Annotated in this window: 18 protein-coding genes; 11 read left to right on the top strand and 7 right to left on the bottom strand. The window is 60.5% G+C overall.

Annotation, left to right across the window (positions count from 1 at the left end; all coding sequences use genetic code 11):
* The first annotated feature begins 296 nt into the window (after positions 1–296).
* The 7 genes from MF268_RS14410 (at position 297) to MF268_RS14380 (ending at position 5715) form a co-directional block, all read left to right on the top strand.
* Positions 297–998 carry a response regulator transcription factor gene (locus MF268_RS14410; protein WP_088633164.1) on the top strand — a complete coding sequence of 234 codons (702 nt, stop codon included), beginning with the start codon at positions 297–299 and terminating at the stop codon, positions 996–998.
* A gap of 33 nt (positions 999–1031) precedes the next feature.
* The gene (locus MF268_RS14405; protein WP_420485440.1) at positions 1032–2741 is read left to right on the top strand and encodes a sensor N-terminal transmembrane domain-containing protein; all 1710 of its coding nucleotides are present in this window, start codon (positions 1032–1034) and stop codon (positions 2739–2741) included.
* Positions 2742–2795: 54 nt separating this feature from the next.
* Entirely contained in the window at positions 2796–3197 is a 402-nt protein-coding gene (locus MF268_RS14400) for an HPr kinase/phosphorylase (protein ID WP_238371568.1), read from the top strand.
* Complete coding sequence (gene rapZ, locus MF268_RS14395; protein ID WP_238371567.1) at positions 3191–4084, top strand: RNase adapter RapZ; 894 nt, start codon at positions 3191–3193, stop codon at positions 4082–4084. Before MF268_RS14400 ends, rapZ begins: the two co-directional genes overlap by 7 nt.
* A complete protein-coding gene (locus MF268_RS14390; RefSeq protein ID WP_238371566.1) occupies positions 4081–4473 on the top strand; it encodes a PTS sugar transporter subunit IIA in 393 nt (130 codons plus the stop codon). Before rapZ ends, MF268_RS14390 begins: the two co-directional genes overlap by 4 nt.
* 15 nt (positions 4474–4488) lie before the next feature.
* Positions 4489–4758, top strand: coding sequence for an HPr family phosphocarrier protein (locus MF268_RS14385; protein WP_088633169.1), 270 nt, complete (start codon positions 4489–4491; stop codon positions 4756–4758).
* Positions 4759–4842: 84 nt separating this feature from the next.
* Positions 4843–5715 carry a lysophospholipid acyltransferase family protein gene (locus tag MF268_RS14380; protein WP_238371916.1) on the top strand — a complete coding sequence of 291 codons (873 nt, stop codon included), beginning with the start codon at positions 4843–4845 and terminating at the stop codon, positions 5713–5715.
* 5 nt (positions 5716–5720) lie between these two features.
* Here the strand turns inward: MF268_RS14380 and MF268_RS14375 are convergent, their stop codons facing one another.
* A complete protein-coding gene (locus tag MF268_RS14375; protein ID WP_088633171.1) occupies positions 5721–6596 on the bottom strand; it encodes a 3-hydroxybutyryl-CoA dehydrogenase in 876 nt (291 codons plus the stop codon).
* A 160-nt stretch (positions 6597–6756) separates the two neighbouring features.
* Between MF268_RS14375 and MF268_RS14370 the strand changes: the two genes are divergently transcribed.
* Positions 6757–7593, top strand: coding sequence for a DUF6473 family protein (locus tag MF268_RS14370; RefSeq protein ID WP_238371565.1), 837 nt, complete (start codon positions 6757–6759; stop codon positions 7591–7593).
* Between the two features lie 34 nt (positions 7594–7627).
* On the opposite strand, the gene MF268_RS14365 is transcribed toward MF268_RS14370, so the two are convergent.
* The 6 genes from MF268_RS14365 to MF268_RS25410 all read right to left on the bottom strand — a co-directional run bounded on the left by MF268_RS14365 (position 7628) and on the right by MF268_RS25410 (position 11936).
* Positions 7628–8554 (bottom strand): electron transfer flavoprotein subunit alpha/FixB family protein, encoded by a 927-nt coding sequence (locus tag MF268_RS14365; protein ID WP_238371564.1) that lies wholly within the window; start codon positions 8552–8554, stop codon positions 7628–7630.
* Entirely contained in the window at positions 8554–9312 is a 759-nt protein-coding gene (locus MF268_RS14360; RefSeq protein ID WP_238371563.1) for an electron transfer flavoprotein subunit beta/FixA family protein, read from the bottom strand. Before MF268_RS14360 ends, MF268_RS14365 begins: the two co-directional genes overlap by 1 nt.
* A gap of 207 nt (positions 9313–9519) precedes the next feature.
* The gene (locus tag MF268_RS14355; RefSeq protein ID WP_238371562.1) at positions 9520–10092 is read right to left on the bottom strand and encodes a cob(I)yrinic acid a,c-diamide adenosyltransferase; all 573 of its coding nucleotides are present in this window, start codon (positions 10090–10092) and stop codon (positions 9520–9522) included.
* Between the two features lie 3 nt (positions 10093–10095).
* Complete coding sequence (locus tag MF268_RS14350) at positions 10096–10296, bottom strand: twin transmembrane helix small protein (protein ID WP_238371561.1); 201 nt, start codon at positions 10294–10296, stop codon at positions 10096–10098.
* 74 nt (positions 10297–10370) lie between these two features.
* The gene (locus tag MF268_RS14345) at positions 10371–11198 is read right to left on the bottom strand and encodes an SDR family NAD(P)-dependent oxidoreductase (protein WP_238371560.1); all 828 of its coding nucleotides are present in this window, start codon (positions 11196–11198) and stop codon (positions 10371–10373) included.
* Positions 11199–11297: 99 nt separating this feature from the next.
* On the bottom strand, positions 11298–11936 hold the full coding sequence (locus tag MF268_RS25410) for an SH3 domain-containing protein (RefSeq protein WP_238371559.1): 639 nt from the start codon (positions 11934–11936) through the stop codon (positions 11298–11300).
* A gap of 209 nt (positions 11937–12145) precedes the next feature.
* On the opposite strand from MF268_RS25410, the gene MF268_RS14335 reads away from it, so the two are divergent.
* From MF268_RS14335 to MF268_RS14325, 3 genes are all read left to right on the top strand, one after another.
* Complete coding sequence (locus MF268_RS14335; protein ID WP_238371558.1) at positions 12146–14584, top strand: DNA topoisomerase IV subunit A; 2439 nt, start codon at positions 12146–12148, stop codon at positions 14582–14584.
* 131 nt (positions 14585–14715) lie between these two features.
* Positions 14716–15357 (top strand): hypothetical protein, encoded by a 642-nt coding sequence (locus MF268_RS14330; RefSeq protein ID WP_238371557.1) that lies wholly within the window; start codon positions 14716–14718, stop codon positions 15355–15357.
* 125 nt (positions 15358–15482) lie between these two features.
* A partial coding sequence (locus MF268_RS14325) for a GTP-binding protein (RefSeq protein ID WP_238371556.1) occupies positions 15483–16156 on the top strand: 674 nt, incomplete at its 3' end.

The raw sequence follows: 16156 nt of genomic DNA, 5'->3' as shown, positions 1-16156 counted from the left end.
GGCCCAATTCCGACACCAAACAACGTGTCGTAAAGGCCTCTTAACATGACGGTTTAATCCATGAACAGAAGGGTTTGGCTGAGTTAGCGCAACCAAGGCGAGGTTTAGCGCAACCAAGAATTTCGGTACCGACAATCATGCGCTATCTATGCGACAATTCAGCCAATCATAATGTTTTTTTGCACTAATCGCATTCAAAGGATGTGATGATTCGTAGTTAAGGATTGATTCGGTTGGGCAAAGCGGCAATGTATGCGGAAAAAAACAGTATATAATGGGCAGAATAGGGGCGCTTTATGTCTAAGATAGCATTGGTGGATGATGACAGGAATATCCTGACATCCGTGTCCATGACACTCGAAGCAGAAGGCTTCGAAGTCGAAACTTACAATGACGGTCAGGCGGCGCTGGATGCGTTCAACAAGAACCTGCCCGACATGGCCGTGCTCGACATCAAGATGCCGCGCATGGACGGGATGGATCTGCTGCAGCGCCTCCGCCAGAAAAGCCAGATGCCGGTCATCTTCCTGACCTCGAAAGACGACGAGATCGATGAGGTGCTCGGCCTCCGCATGGGCGCGGACGATTACGTCAAGAAACCCTTCTCGCAGCGCCTTCTGGTTGAACGTATCCGTGCGCTTCTGCGCCGCCAGGACGCGGTCGAAGGCGACGCAACCGGCACCGGCCCCGAGGCCAAGGTGATGGAGCGCGGACATCTGCGCATGGACCCGCTGCGCCATTCGGTGAGCTGGAAAGGCAAGGACGTCTCTCTCACGGTGACCGAGTTCCTGTTGCTGCAGGCACTGGCCCAGCGGCCCGGTTTCGTGAAATCCCGCGATCAGCTGATGGACGTGGCCTATGACGATCAGGTCTATGTCGACGACCGTACGATTGACAGCCATATCAAGCGCTTGCGTAAAAAGATGCGCAGTGCCGACGATGAGTTCTCGGCCATCGAGACTCTTTACGGCATCGGTTATCGCTACAACGAAGAATAAGCAGCTCGGATGAGCATCGCCGGAAGGACATTCGTGCGCGACGCAGGCACCACGCCGAACCATCGCAGGGGCGATGTTGTGCTGGGGGACGATTGGGTCGCCCCGAACAACAATGTTGCCGAAGAACTGCGGGTCAAGCGCGCCCGGCGTAACCTTCTGTCGTTGAAGGGGTCGCCCCTGACGCGTAAGATCGTAATGTTCAACCTGATCGCGTTAATCATCCTTGTCGCCGGCATTCTCTATCTCAACGAGACCCGCGAAAGTCTTATCGTGCAGCGCGCCAATGCGCTTGCCGGGGAAACCGGGCTTGTCGCGAATGTTTTCGAGGCCCGTATCGGGGAACTTGATCAGGCCTCTTTCGCGCGCCGCAACGATCCTGTGGTCCAGCAGACGCTGGAACTTCTCAGCCTTCGCAACGGGGTAGAGGTGCTGGTTTTCGATATCTCCGGTCGGCTGGTGGGCCGCACCAAGGGATCGGACCAGAGCGCAACGCTCACCGCGCTTACCCAGGAATCCTCTTCGCGGACGGTGCTGACGGACGGTCTGTCAAAACTCTGGAATGCGGCCACTTCGATTTTCGCACCGAACGAGGTTGCCGACATCCGCAGCCTTGAAGACCAGCTGCGCGAGGCGGTGCAGCCCACGGTAGAAAACGGCATGATGGTGGAAACCGGGCTCGATACGGTCGGCGGCACGGTTCTGTCCGCGATGGCGCCGATCATACATGAGGGCAGCGCCATTGGCGTCGTCGCGATGGCCAGCCGTTCAGGTGAAATCGACGCGCTTGTGCGCAGCGGACGCGAGCGTGTGCTGCAGATGTTCCTTATCGCGATCCTCGTTTCCATCGGTCTGAGCCTTGTGCTGGCGTCGACCATCGCGAACCCGCTTGCGGATCTGGCGGAGGCGGCCGAGCTTGACCGCGACCGCAATTCCCGCGCGATGTCGCCGGGCCGCGTGCGTATCCCCGATCTGTCGGAACGCCCGGATGAAATTGGGCGCCTGTCGCGGGCGCTGCGCGGCATGGTGTCGGCGCTTTACAACCGGATCGACGGCAACGAGCAGTTCGCGGCCGATGTGTCCCATGAAATCAAGAACCCGCTGGCAAGCCTGCAATCCGCCGTCGGCACGCTGCGCATGGTCAAGCGCGACGATCAGCGCGAAAAGCTACTGGATGTGATCGAACATGATGTGCGCCGGCTTGACCGGCTGGTCAGCGATATCTCCAACGCTTCCCGGCTTGATGCCGAACTGGTCAAGGAAGAAGAAGAGCCTTTCGATCTCCTGTCGATGCTCTCAAACCTCAACCAGTATCTAGGCGAGGATGCAAAGGCGAAGGGCGTCGATTACATCACCGACCTGCCGCCCGGCCCCATCGTCATACAGGGGCTTGAGGCGCGTCTGGCGCAGGTTTTCGTCAACCTGATCACCAATGCGATTTCTTTCTGCGAGGAAGGCGACGCGATCCGTGTCTGGGTGCGCAAACGCGAAAACCGGGTGCTGGTCGTGGTCGAGGATACCGGCCCCGGCATTCCCGATCAGGCGCTGAGCAAGGTTTTCAAACGGTTCTACTCGCAGCGGCCCGAAGAGCATTTCGGCAATAACTCTGGTCTTGGTCTGGCGATTTCGAAACAGATCGTCGAGGCACATGGCGGAGTAATCTGGGCCGAGAACATCCGGCCGACGCAGGCCGACATCACGTCTGACCCGCTGGGCGCACGCTTTGTCGTGGGCCTGCCGGTCTGATCCGCCCGCTCCGAGGTGGAGCACCCATCCGATATCATCATCCATGCGTCCTGCGTGTCCTGGCACGATCGGGCCTTGCTGATCCTCGGGGCGTCAGGTGCCGGTAAGTCGGGTCTTGCCCTGCAGTTGATGGCCTATGGTTGCAAGCTCGTCGCGGATGACCGGACGGCGCTTTCCTCTTCCCCGTCGGACCTGATCGCCTCTTGCCCTGACCCGATCCGCGGCCTGATTGAGGCACGGGGTGTCGGCATCTTGCATGCCGAGACCGTGGCGCAGGCCCAGGTTGCCTGGGCTGTCGATCTTGATCACGAAGAAACGGAACGCCTGCCTCACAATCGAAAAATTGATCTGCTGGGGCACTCTGTCCCCTTGCTTCACGCGGTGAAATCGCCTCACTTTGCCGCGTCCGTGCTGCAACTCCTCAAGGCCGGACGACAGGAAGATAAGCCATGCTGACGCAGCCGCAGCCATCGAAACTGGTTCTGGTCACCGGGCCCTCGGGTGCCGGACGGTCCACGTCCATAAACGTGCTCGAAGATCTGGGCTTCGAGGCCATCGACAACCTGCCGCTGGGCCTCGTGCCGCGCTTGCTCGAAGGTCCGGGGGCGGAACGTCCCTTGGCGCTGGGCATCGACGCGCGCAATCGTGATTTCTCGACCTCGGGTCTGCTGGATGTGATCGATGCGCTCGCCGCTCGGCGCGAGATCGATCTGACCGTTCTGTATCTCGACTGCCAGTCCGACGTGTTGCTGCGCCGGTTCTCGGAAACGCGGCGTCGTCACCCGCTGGCCCCGGCGGAAAGTCCCGATATTGGCGTTGCGCGGGAAATGGACCTGCTGGCACCGGTTCGCGAGCGGGCGGATACGCTTGTCGATACCTCCGAATTCAACGTGCATGAGCTGCGGGCGGAGATCGCCCGTCTCTTTGCACCGAACGAAAAGCGTGAACTGGCGCTATCCATCCATTCCTTTTCCTACAAGCGCGGCCTGCCGCGCGGGATCGATATGGTTTTCGACTGCCGGTTCCTGAACAATCCCTATTGGCAGCCCGATCTCCGCGGGCTCGATGGGCGATCCGCACGGGTTGCGGACTATATTGCGAATGACCCGAGGTTCGAACCCTTCTTTGAAAAGGTGCTGGACCTTACAAAAATGCTTCTCCCTGCCTATGTAGATGAAGGCAAATCGCATTTGTCGATTGCCTTTGGCTGCACGGGCGGGCAACACCGCTCTGTCGCCCTTGCGGAAAGCCTCGCCAAGGCTCTTGCAGAGGGGGGGCAGCAAGTGTCAATTAGGCATCGCGAGCTCGACCAGGGCCGCTTGGCGACTGAGAGTAAGGTTTGATCGGTATCGTAATCGTGGCGCATGGTGGGTTGGCCAAGGAGTATCTGGCCGCCATCGAGCATGTCGTAGGCAAGCAGCCCGGCATGATCGCTGTCTCTATCGAAGCGGACCACGACCGGGACGCCAAGCAGCAGGAAATCTGCGCTGCGGCGGATGCGGTGGACGTGGGTGACGGTGTCGTGATGGTCACCGATCTGTTCGGCGGCTCGCCCTCCAACCTGAGCCTGTTGGCCTGCCGCCCTGTCAATCGCCGGATCCTGTACGGCGCGAACCTGCCGATGCTGCTGAAACTGGCCAAAAGTCGCCAGTTGCCCGTTGGCGATGCGGTGCGTATCGCAATGGATGCCGGGCGCAAATACATCAACACGCAAAATGTCAGTCCCGAATAAAGGCTCCCGCAGAAGATGACGCAGCTGACCTTGAAGATCGTCAATGAAAAAGGGCTGCACGCGCGCGCATCGGCCAAACTCGTCGAAGTAGTGGAATCCTTCGATGCGCAGGCCGAGGTGTCGCGGGATGGCCTTGCTGCATCAGGTGACAGCATTATGGGCCTTTTGATGTTGGCAGCTTCCCGCGGAACGACTATTGACGTGGAAACATCCGGACCTGATGCTGAGGCACTTGCCAAGGCGATCGAGGCACTGGTGGCGGATAAGTTCGGCGAAGGTTTCTGACGCAGACCGGACGATTTTGTTGATACAGGGTGGGGATAGCCTGTGGTAGACAGTTTTCACAACACTTCACCTGCCGGTCGCGGCGTGGTGCCCAATGGCAGCGCTGGCGCAGAGGCGGAACAGACGGTTGATTTCAAGAAATACGACCGCAGCACGCTTTCCTATGCAACGACATTCGACGACCCGTGGAAAGCGAACCTGATCCGTGCGATTGAATTCTGTACCGGCAAACTGACCATCGTTCGGCTGATCCGCGAATTTGAACGGCGCGGTGCACCGCGGGGGCAGGAATTCTGGCGGGCCTGTCTTGATGTGATGGGCATCGACCTGACAACTCCGCAGCACCAACTTGAACGTATCCCGTCCGAAGGACCTGTCATTGTGGTGGCGAACCACCCGCATGGCATGGTCGACGGTATGATCTTTGCCGATCTGATCGGGCAGGTCCGGCCTGATTACCGCATCCTGACCCGCTCACTCTTGACGGCGATCGATGAGGAAGCCGGGAGTTACATGATCCCCGTGCCCTTCCCGCACGATCCGGAAGCGCAGCGCAAGGGTGTCGAGATGCGCGCCCGCGCAATGGCGCATCTCAAGGACGGTGGCGTTGTAGCGCTCTTCCCGTCGGGCGTCGTCGCGGCGTCAGAGACTTGGTTCGGCCCGGCCATCGAGGCCGAGTGGAACGTTTTTACCGCCAAGCTGATCCGCCGCTCAGGCGCGACGGTCGTGCCGATGAAGTTCCCCGGCGCCAACTCTCGCGCTTACCAGATCGCCAACAAGCTGTCGCCGATCCTGCGGCAGGGGCTGTTGCTGCATGAAATCGTCCATGCGCTCAACAAGCCGCAGGGGCCGATTGTTGGGCAGCCGCTGGATCAGGAAACCATTGACGGTTTCGCCGATGATCCGCGCGGCTTTATGGCCTGGCTGCGCAATCACACGCTTTCACTGACCGACTGACGCGCTTAGCGCGTCGGGACCGGGGTTTCGCCGCGATAATCGTAGAATCCACGCTGGGTCTTGCGGCCCAGCCATCCCGCTTCGACGTATTTCGTCAGCAGCGGGCAGGGGCGGTATTTCGTGTCGGCGAGCCCGTCGTGCAGCACGTTCATAATTGCAAGGCAGGTGTCGAGCCCGATGAAATCGGCCAGTTCGAGCGGGCCCATCGGGTGGTTCGCGCCCAGCTTGAGCGCCTCGTCAATGCTGTTCACATTACCGACGCCCTCGTAGAGCGTATAGACGGCTTCGTTGATCATCGGCATCAGGATGCGGTTAACGATGAAGGCGGGAAAATCTTCGGCCGAGGCAGCGGTCTTGCCCAGCCGTTCGACCACGCCAAGGCAGGCCTTGTAGGTCGGTTCGTCGGTGGCGATGCCCCGGATCAGTTCCACCAGTTGCATCACCGGCACCGGGTTCATGAAGTGGAACCCCATGAACCGTTCAGGCCGGTCTGTACGGCTTGCCAGACGGGTGATCGAGATTGACGAGGTGTTTGAGGTCAGGATCGTGTGGTCCTGAAGATGCGGCTGCAAATCGTCAAAGATCGCGCGCTTGACGCTTTCCCGTTCGGTCGCGGCCTCGATCACCAGATCGGACTGGCCAAGGTCCGCCAGTTGCAGAGTCGTCTTGATGCGGGAGAGCGAGGCTTCCATCACGCTCTCTTCCAGCTTGCCGCGCGACACCTGGCGACTAAGGTTGCCGCGAATGGTCTCCAGTGCCTTGTCGAGCGCCTGCTGCGACACGTCCGTCAGCAGCACATCGTACTCCGCGACGGCCATTACATGCGCGATTCCGTTGCCCATCTGGCCTGCGCCGATCACCCCGATTGTCTGAATAGCCATCGCATCTTTCCCTGATTTTGCTGACCGAGTTTAGCTGGGCGGGCGGGGCAGGGACAAGGGGCCACCGCCGGAGAAAAATATTTAGATCTGGTCTCTTAGGATTTTGGCAATCGCTTTGCTTCATACCTTGGACCGGGTGAAAGAAATTTTGGTGGGTGTTATGAGTTTTCAGACCTTTGGCGCAGATGCGCCCGGTGAAGAAGCGTGCCAATACGGGGCTTCCAGATTACAATGCCGCGGACCGGTGCGGCAGTTCGACACGCCGTATATGGTTGCGATGGGCGACAGCGAGACGTTCGGTAAATTCGTGAAATATCCGTTTGCCTCTCTGCTTGAAAAGTCGATCGGCATGCCTTGTGTCAATCTCGGGTCGCCGAATTCGGGGCTTGATGCGCTGTTGCAGGACCCGGACCTGATCCGCATCGCTAAACAGGCCGATCTTGCGATCATTCAGGCAATGGGCGCGCAGAACCTGACCAATCGGTTCTTCCGGGTTCATCCCCGGCGCAATGACCGGTTCCTCGAACCGACCCCCGTGTTGGCCGAACTCTTTCCCGAGGTCGATTTTACCGATTTCGCCTTTACCAACCACATGATGCACAGTCTTCAGCAGGTGTCGCCGCGCCGGTTCTCCCTGATTTCGCACGAGCTGAAACAGGCTTGGGTGAGTCGGATGCACCTCTTACTGCGTCAGTTCGCACGCAGGCCGATCCTGCTCTGGCTGCGTTATGAAACCGTGTCGGGGTTTGGTGAGGCCACGCATAACCCGTTTCTCGTGGACGGGGCGATGGTGGCCGAGCTCAAGCCGCACCTGCGGCAGGTGGTCGAGATTCCAGTTCAACCGGCCTCGGAGGCACAGGAAATGAACGCGATGATTTTCGCCATGGCCGAACAGGAAGCGGCGGCGAACATGATCGGGCAGGCGACGCACCATCGGATCGCCAAGGAACTGCGCCGGGTGCTCATATCCGGGGCACAAAGAAAAAGGCCCGCCTGAACGACGGGCCTTTCCACAATTCTTTAACGGGAACTTAAAGCTTTTCGATCAGCGCCGGAACGGCTTCGAAAAGGTCCGCGACCAGGCCGTAATCCGCAACCTGGAAGATTGGCGCTTCTTCGTCCTTGTTGATGGCCACGATGACTTTGGAGTCCTTCATGCCCGCAAGGTGCTGGATTGCGCCCGAAATGCCGACTGCGACATAAAGATCGGGGGCCACGACCTTACCGGTCTGGCCAACCTGCCAGTCGTTCGGGGCAAAGCCCGAGTCGACCGCTGCGCGCGACGCACCAACGGCGGCGCCGAGCTTGTCGGCCAGTTTCTCGATCAGGGCAAAGTCTTCTTCGGAGCCAACGCCCCGGCCGCCGGAGACGACAACGCCAGCCGAGGTCAGCTCGGGGCGGTCGCTTTCGGCAACCTTGTCTTCAACCCATTCGGACAAGCCGGGGTTCTCTGCCGCCGAGACGGTTTCGACCGAGGCGGAACCGCCTTCGCCAGCCGCGTCAAAGGTCGAGGTACGGAAAGTGATGACTTTTTTCGCATCCGCGGATTTGACCGTCTGGATCGCGTTACCGGCATAGATCGGGCGTTCAAAGGTCGATCCGTCAACTACCCCGGAAGCATCCGAGATCACCATCACGTCGAGCAAGGCTGCGACGCGGGGCATCACGTTCTTGGCGTCGGTGGTGGCGGGGGCGACGATGTGTTCGTAGTCATCGGCCAGCGACACGATCAGCGCTGCGGTGGTTTCGGCCATGCGGTGACCCAGCGACGGATCTTCGGCAACCAAAACCTTGGAAGCCCCGTCCAGCTTGGCGGCGGCTTCACCGGCTGCGGCAGCAGAGGCGCCACAGCAGAGAATGGTCACGTCACCCAGTTGCTTGGCAGCGGTCATCGCCTTGGCGGTGGCGTCCATCGCGAGTTCGCCATCGGTGACTTCTGCGAGAAGAAGAACAGCCATTACACGATTCCCTTTTCTTTGAGTTTGGCGACCAGCGTGTCGACATCAGGCACCATTTCGCCAGCGGCGCGGGCTTCGGGCTCGGTCGTTTTCACGATTTCAAGACGCGGGGAGATATCAACGCCGTAATCCTCGGGCGTCTTTTCATCCAGCGGCTTTTTCTTCGCCTTCATGATGTTCGGCAGCGACGCATAGCGCGGCTCGTTCAGACGCAGGTCGACCGAGATGATGGTCGGCATGTTGACCTTGATGGTCTGCAGACCGCCGTCCACTTCGCGGGTCACGACGGCCTTGTCGCCGTCGATGTCCAGCTCGGAGGCAAAAGTACCCTGCGACCAGCCGAGCAGTGCGGAAAGCATCTGGCCGGTGGCGTTCATGTCATTGTCGATCGCCTGCTTGCCGCAGAGAACGATACCGGGCTGCTCTTCCTCGACGACCTTGGCAAGGATCTTGGCAACGGAGAGCGGTTCGATGTCGTTATGCACGTCATCAGTCGCAACAACGAGTATCGCGCGGTCGGCACCCATCGCCAGAGCGGTCCGCAGGGTTTCCTGCGCCTGCTTTACACCGATGGAGACGGCGACGATTTCTTCTGCCTTGCCGGCTTCCTTGAGGCGGATGGCCTCTTCGACGGCAATCTCGTCGAACGGGTTCATGGACATCTTCACGTTCGCCAGATCGACGCCGCTGCCATCCGATTTCACTCGGACTTTCACGTTATAGTCGATCACGCGCTTGACAGGTACCAGTACCTTCATCTGCGGTTTTCTCCTTGGTCTTTCGAGCCGAGAAATCGGCCCCGATTTGAATCATCCCCGCAGTTGATAACGGGCGTTACGGGTCGGAAACAGTGCAAAATCGTCATGTTACAGCCAACGACGCCGCGTTTTCGCCGCTTTGGCGTCTTCTTGCAAGTATGGGAGCGCTATCTTTTGTTCGCTATGCGGAATTTTATTCCGCAATTTTCAGCGATTTGCGCCCGGCACCCACAACACATCCTTCTCCCCGTTGTCATTCACATGCCGCGCGGCCACGAAAAACCAATCGCTGAGCCGGTTCAGATAGCGGATCGCTGCCGGATTAACCTCTTCGCTGGCGGCAAGTTCCACGGCCAGCCGTTCGGCCCGGCGCGCGACGGTGCGGCAGACATGCAGATAGGCGGACAGGGCGGTGCCGCCGGGCAGGACAAAGCTGCGCAACGGGGCGAGGTCGGCATTCATTGCGTCGATTTCGGCCTCAAGCCTGTCGACCTGCGCATCCACCATCCGCAGGGGCGGGTATTCGGATTGCGCATCCAGCGCCATATCGGGGCGGCAAAGATCGGCGCCAAGGTCGAACAGGTCGTTCTGAATGCGCATCAGCGCCGCGTCGACGTCCCCATCGGCATGTAGACGTGCGACGCCAACCTGCGCGTTCAACTCGTCGCTGGTACCATAGGATTCGACCCGAAGCGCGTATTTGTCGACGCGCACATTGTTGCCAAGCGCCGTCTGCCCCTTGTCGCCGGTGCGGGTGTAGATCTTGTTCAGAACAACCATGAATTAGCCTCCGGACTGGCGCAGGTAGATGAACAGCAGGATGAGGAGCACCGCCACGAACTGGAGCAACAGGCGCAGACGCATCATCTTGTTAGAGTATTTCGCGTTGAATTTGCCGCCCTTGGCAAATCCGCCGATGCCGATGGCCAGAACGAGGACGACGGCACCAAGCATGACAAGGATAATTATATATAACGGAGACATCGCATCCTCTCGGTAGAACTTGTCAGGTGCCTATCCTGTTACCCGCCGGTTTGCGAATCCCAAATTGGCGCAGGCTACAGGCGCGAAATGACCCGGTCGCTCATCGAGGTGCTGAGCACACGCCGAAGATAGGCCGCGATATATGTCGCGGTCGTGACGTAGTATCTGGGGCGCGGTCGTGTCGCTTCAAGCGCGTGCACCAGTTTCGCCGTGACCGCCGAGGCGGGAAGCTCGAACCGGTCTGGACCCGATGGGTTATACATGCGCTTGACCAGTCCGGCCTCGTAGGCGTCGTGATGCGGCGAATTCTGCCAGTCGATGTAGGTCTCGAAATAGGGGATACCCTTTTCCCGAAAGGCGGTGGTGATCGGTCCCGGTTCGATCAGGATGACGTCGATACCCGAGTCGCGTAATTCGATCCGCATCACATCGCTCAGCCCTTCGAGCGCGTGTTTGGTCGCGGTGTAGGCCCCGCGCCATCGCATATAGGTCAGACCCAGCGCCGAGGAACATTGGACGATCCGCCCGTGTCCCTGCCGCCGCATGACCGGAATCACCCGCCGTGTCAGGTCGTGCCAGCCAAAGAAGTTCGATTCGAAGATATCGCGCAGCCCGTCGGTCGGCAGATCTTCGACCGCGCCGTTCAGCGCATGGGCGCCGTTGTTGAACAACGCATCCAACTGACCCGAGGTGGCGGTCAGCACGCTGTCCATGGCTTCGGCGATGCTTGCCGTATCGCAATAGTCAAGCCGCGGTGACTCGAAGCCCTTGGCGATCAGCGCGTCACAATCCGCCTGCTTCCGGCACGAGGCAAAGACCCGCCATCCCCTGTCGCGCAGGGTGTGCGCCGCGTCCAGACCGATGCCTGAGGAACACCCCGTAATCAAAATGGATTTCTGCATGTCCCGCCCACGATAATTCGCGCAAGTCATGCGTTGCAATACGGGCAGGCGCAATGGCCGGAAGTGATCGAAAAGGGGTTCGCCCGATACGCTTTCGCGTCAGTCCGCGGTCGAAACGAGCCGTGCAGCGATCCAGCCGACCCGGTCTTCGGGCAGGGCGCGCAGCCGCAGCCAGCCACGGCCGTTGTTCTCCAGCACTTCAACCGTGTGACCACGATCAAGCCGGTCGACAATATCATTGTCCGTGCCCGGCCCGGCGCGCATGTTCACGCGGGTCGCGACGATCTCGCGCAGGTCGGCTTCGGGCTTGGGGGCGGGGCGAACAGCCGCTTGCTCGACCATTGCGTCCGACGTGGCGCTTACCGCACGCAGCGAGGCAACATTGTACTGGCTCAGCGGTTCACCTTCGAACTGCGAAAGACCGCGCAGGCTGTTGGACGCTTCTTCGGAAACCTTCAGCGAAGCGGGCTGGATCATCGGGTTCCCGGCGGGCGCTGGCGTCTTGGCGATCGCGACCTTTTCGGTCTTGGCAGGCTGGGACGCCTGCAGTGCGCGCTCTTCGCGAACCTTTTTCAGTAAGGATTTCGTGGAGGGAGATGCCGTGGGGGCAGCAGTGGTTGTCTGAGCCTGTGCCATCAACGCCTCACCTGCATGTGGCGGCTTGAAATCGGCACCGCCGCTCAGCTCGTAGAAAACCCAGGCCATAAGGCCAAATGAGACAATGATAAACTTAGGCACTGAACACCCCCTAAAAACTAGTAACTTTGTGAAATACCCCGAAAAGCAGCATTCGGTTCCAATCAGCCTACTGCAAAACGACGATTCGGGACACGTTGTGCGGTATAAAAAACACAGGAGGGCTGTTTCGAAAGGATCGCCGCTTTCGCCTGTGGATAAGGTCAAGCACCGCCTTTACCCGGCTCATTTGCCATTGTACCACCCCATATATGAGTGATCCCGTCGATGACCCCAACATGAAGCAGCCCGACGACCGCGGGCAGGTATCCGAACCGCTGCGGCGCGCGATTGGCGAGCGTTACCTGACCTATGCGCTCTCGACGATCATGCACCGGGCGCTGCCGGATGCGCGGGACGGGCTCAAACCGGTGCACCGGCGAATCCTCTACGCGATGCGCGAGCTGCGCCTGACGAGCACCGGGGGGTTCCGTAAATCCGCCAAGATCAGCGGCGACGTGATGGGCAACTACCACCCGCATGGCGATAGCGCGATCTATGACGCGATGGCGCGACTGGCGCAGGATTTCAACGTCCGCTACCCGCTGGTCGACGGGCAGGGAAACTTTGGCAATATCGACGGCGACAACCCGGCCGCCAGCCGATACACCGAAGCGCGCCTTACCGTGGTGGCCGAGGCGCTGCTTGACGGGCTGAACGAGGATGCCGTCGATTTCCGCGAGAATTACGATGGCACGCTGACCGAACCGGTCGTGCTTCCGGCTGAATTTCCGCACCTGCTGGCGAACGGGTCGTCCGGCATCGCGGTTGGGATGGCGACGAATATTCCGCCGCATAACATTGCCGAACTCTGCGATGCCTGTCTGCACCTGATCCGCACGCCCAATGCGCAGGATGATACGCTGCTCAATTACGTGCCGGGGCCGGATTTCCCAACCGGTGGCGTGATCGTCGAACCGCCCGAGAGCATTGCACAGGCCTATCGCACCGGGCGCGGTTCGTTCCGGCTGCGCTGTACCTACGAGATCGAAGATCTGGGGCGCGGCCAGTGGCAGATCGTGGTCACCGAGATTCCCTATCAGGTTCAGAAATCCAAGCTGATCGAGCGCATTGCCGACCTGATTCAGACCAAGAAGATTCCGATTCTGGCCGATATTCGCGATGAATCCGCGGATGACATCCGCATGGTGCTCGAGCCCAAGTCAAAGAACGTCGATCCCGAGGTTCTGATGGGCATGCTTTACCGCAACTCGGAACTCGAAGTGCGGTTCTCGCTGAACATGAACGTGCTGATCGACGGCGTGACGCCCAAGGTCTGCTCGATGAAAGAGGTGCTGCGCGCCTTCCTCGATCACCGCCAGGAGGTTCTGCTGCGCCGGTCACGCCACCGGATGCGCAAGATCGATCACCGGCTCGAAGTGCTCTCGGGCCTGATCACCGCCTTCCTCAACCTCGACCGCGTGATCGACATCATCCGCTATGATGACGATCCCAAGGCCGCGCTGATGTACGAGGACTGGAGCCGTCCGCACCAGCAGACGATTGCCCGGGCGACATCTGAACGCGATTACGTGTCGCCTCTGCTTGGGGTCGATGTGTCCTCGCTGACCCTGGTGCAGGATCTCGAGGCCGCCGCGCCGGGCGTTCTGGCCGAAACCGCGCCCGAAGGCATTCCGCGAAGCTATGCTGGCCGTGAAAACGGGCTGTCCGACGTTCAGGCCGAAGCCATCCTCAACATGCGCCTGCGCAGCCTGCGCCGTCTCGAGGAAGAGGCGCTGGTGCGTGAACGCGATGCGCTGATGGCGGAACGCGCCGACCTTGAGGATCTGCTTGGCAGTGAAGAGCTGCAATGGGCCAAGATCGCCGATCAGATGCGCGCCACCAAAAAGCAGTTCGGCAAGGATTATCCCGGCGGTGCGCGCCGCACCCGTCTGGAAGAGGCCGGCGAGGTCGAGGAAGTTCCGCTTGAGGCGATGATCGACCGTGAACCGATCACGGTTGTCTGCTCGCAGATGGGTTGGATCCGCGCGATGACCGGCCATATCGACCTCGAACGCGAATTGAAGTTCAAGGATGGCGACGGGCCGCGTTTCATCTTCCATGCGGAGACCACGGATCGCCTGCTGGTCTTCGGCTCGAACGGGCGGTTCTACACGCTCAGCGCCTCGAACCTGCCCGGCGGGCGGGGGATGGGGGAACCGCTGCGCCTGATGGTCGACCTGCCCAATGAATCCGAGATCGTCGATCTGTTCATCCACGTGCCGGACCGCCGGTTGCTGGTGGCGTCATCGGCGGGCGATGGGTTCGTGGTGCCGGAATCCGAAGTGGTTGCTCAGACCCGGTCGGGCAAGCAGGTCCTGAACGTCAAGGGCGACGTCAAGGCCAAGGTCTGCACGCCGCTGACCGGCAATGCGATTGCCGTGGTCGGCGAGAACCGCAAGGTGCTTGTCTTCATGGCCGAGGAACTGCCCGAGATGGGCCGCGGCAAAGGCGTCCGCCTGCAAAAGTACAAGGATGGCGGTCTCAGCGATGCGACGAGCTTCCTGCTCGAGGCGGGGCTCAGCTGGCTCGACCCGGCGGGCCGGACCCGCACCCAGACCGAGCTGTCGGAATGGATCGGCAAGCGCGCCGGGACCGGCCGCATGGCGCCGCGCGGATTTCCCCGAGACAACCGGTTTACCGGGGGGTGACAACTGTACAGCACCTGTACACCATCTGTGCATCAGCCGTGCAGTTTCGGCGTCTTGATTTGCTTCGGTGGCCCCGGCGGGCTATCTGGCGCTGACAGTACAAATGCGAACCACCCCGAAAGAGACGTTCAATGCTTCGACTGATGACTCTGCTCTGCGCCCTGACGATGATCTCGGCCTGTGCGACCACAACTCCGCTGGCCAATGAACCGCTTGCCGATCTGGGCGCCTTCCGGCTTGGCCATAACGTCGTCATCGCCGACAAGGCGCGGACCGGCCCGGTCTCGCGCGCGGCCACCGGCGATGAATGGGTCGACGTGCTGAGACCGGCGGTCGCCCGGCGCTTTGGCCGTTACGAGGGAAACCAGCTGTATCACTTCGGCATCAGCGTCGAGGGCTTCATGCTGGCTCCTCCGGGGGTGCCGCTGATCTATTCGCCGAAATCGGCGCTGATCATCAATGTGACGGTCTGGGACGATGCGGCGAATGCCAAGCTGAACCCCGAGGTCAAGCAGTTCACGGTTCTGGAGACCACGACCGGGGAGTCCTTCCTTGTTGGATCGGGGCATCAACGCAGCAAGGAAGAGCAGATGCAGGGCCTTGCCGAGAACGCGGTGCGCCAGATCGAAGACTGGATGGTCGAGATGAAAGCCGAGCGCGGATGGTTCGAACCGCGCGCCGGTGCGGCAACTTCGGCCACCGTTCCGCGCGACGAACTCATACCGCAGAGCCAAGGTGTCGTTCCGCCGACGGTGCCCGCGGTTCAGGGCTGAACCGGGCCCGTCGAGGGCAGCGGTAACGACGCGCTTGATTTTCCTCTTTGAAGCGCATATTTGCCGCCCGCAGATAGGAAACCGTGGGTCGGCAGACCCCAAAACACAAAAGGGCGCCAAGCGATATGGGTAAGGCAAAGTTTGAACGCAACAAACCGCACGTAAACATCGGCACGATCGGTCACGTTGACCACGGCAAGACGACGCTGACGGCGGCGATCACGAAGTACTTTGGCGACTTCAAGGCCTATGACCAGATCGACGGCGCGCCCGAAGAGAAGGCCCGCGGGATCACCATCTCGACCGCCCACGTCGAGTACGAGACCGAAGCGCGTCACTACGCCCATGTCGACTGCCCCGGCCACGCCGACTACGTCAAGAACATGATCACCGGTGCGGCGCAGATGGACGGCGCGATCCTGGTTGTGAACGCGGCCGACGGCCCGATGCCCCAGACGCGCGAGCACATCCTGCTGGGCCGTCAGGTTGGCATCCCGACCATGGTTGTCTACATGAACAAGGTCGATCAGGTTGACGACGAAGAGCTGCTCGAGCTGGTCGAGATGGAGATCCGCGAACTGCTGTCCTCCTACGACTACCCCGGCGACGACATCCCCGTCATCCCCGGCTCGGCCCTGGCCGCGCTGGAAGACCGTGATCCGGAAATCGGCGAAGAATCCATCAAGAAGCTGATGGCCGCTGTCGACGAATGGATCCCGACCCCCGAGCGTGCGGTTGACCAGCCCTTCCTGATGCCGATCGAAGACGTGTTCTCGATCTCGGGTCGTGGTACGGTTGT

Source organism: Heliomarina baculiformis, assembly GCF_019966545.1.
GTDB classification, from domain to species: domain Bacteria; phylum Pseudomonadota; class Alphaproteobacteria; order Rhodobacterales; family Rhodobacteraceae; genus Heliomarina; species Heliomarina baculiformis.
Note: the sequence above shows the minus strand (reverse complement) of the source record. Positions and strands in the feature narration are given on the sequence as shown.

Coding starts and splice junctions, on each gene's coding strand:
- MF268_RS14410 (WP_088633164.1), top strand. CDS start 297: ATGTCTAAGATAGCATTGGTGGATGATGACAGGAATATCCTGACATCC.
- rapZ (WP_238371567.1), top strand. CDS start 3,191: ATGCTGACGCAGCCGCAGCCATCGAAACTGGTTCTGGTCACCGGGCCC.
- MF268_RS14385 (WP_088633169.1), top strand. CDS start 4,489: ATGACGCAGCTGACCTTGAAGATCGTCAATGAAAAAGGGCTGCACGCG.
- MF268_RS14375 (WP_088633171.1), bottom strand. CDS start 6,596: ATGGCTATTCAGACAATCGGGGTGATCGGCGCAGGCCAGATGGGCAAC.
- MF268_RS14370 (WP_238371565.1), top strand. CDS start 6,757: ATGAGTTTTCAGACCTTTGGCGCAGATGCGCCCGGTGAAGAAGCGTGC.
- MF268_RS14365 (WP_238371564.1), bottom strand. CDS start 8,554: ATGGCTGTTCTTCTTCTCGCAGAAGTCACCGATGGCGAACTCGCGATG.
- MF268_RS14360 (WP_238371563.1), bottom strand. CDS start 9,312: ATGAAGGTACTGGTACCTGTCAAGCGCGTGATCGACTATAACGTGAAA.
- MF268_RS14355 (WP_238371562.1), bottom strand. CDS start 10,092: ATGGTTGTTCTGAACAAGATCTACACCCGCACCGGCGACAAGGGGCAG.
- MF268_RS14350 (WP_238371561.1), bottom strand. CDS start 10,296: ATGTCTCCGTTATATATAATTATCCTTGTCATGCTTGGTGCCGTCGTC.
- MF268_RS14345 (WP_238371560.1), bottom strand. CDS start 11,198: ATGCAGAAATCCATTTTGATTACGGGGTGTTCCTCAGGCATCGGTCTG.
- MF268_RS14335 (WP_238371558.1), top strand. CDS start 12,146: ATGAGTGATCCCGTCGATGACCCCAACATGAAGCAGCCCGACGACCGC.
- MF268_RS14330 (WP_238371557.1), top strand. CDS start 14,716: ATGCTTCGACTGATGACTCTGCTCTGCGCCCTGACGATGATCTCGGCC.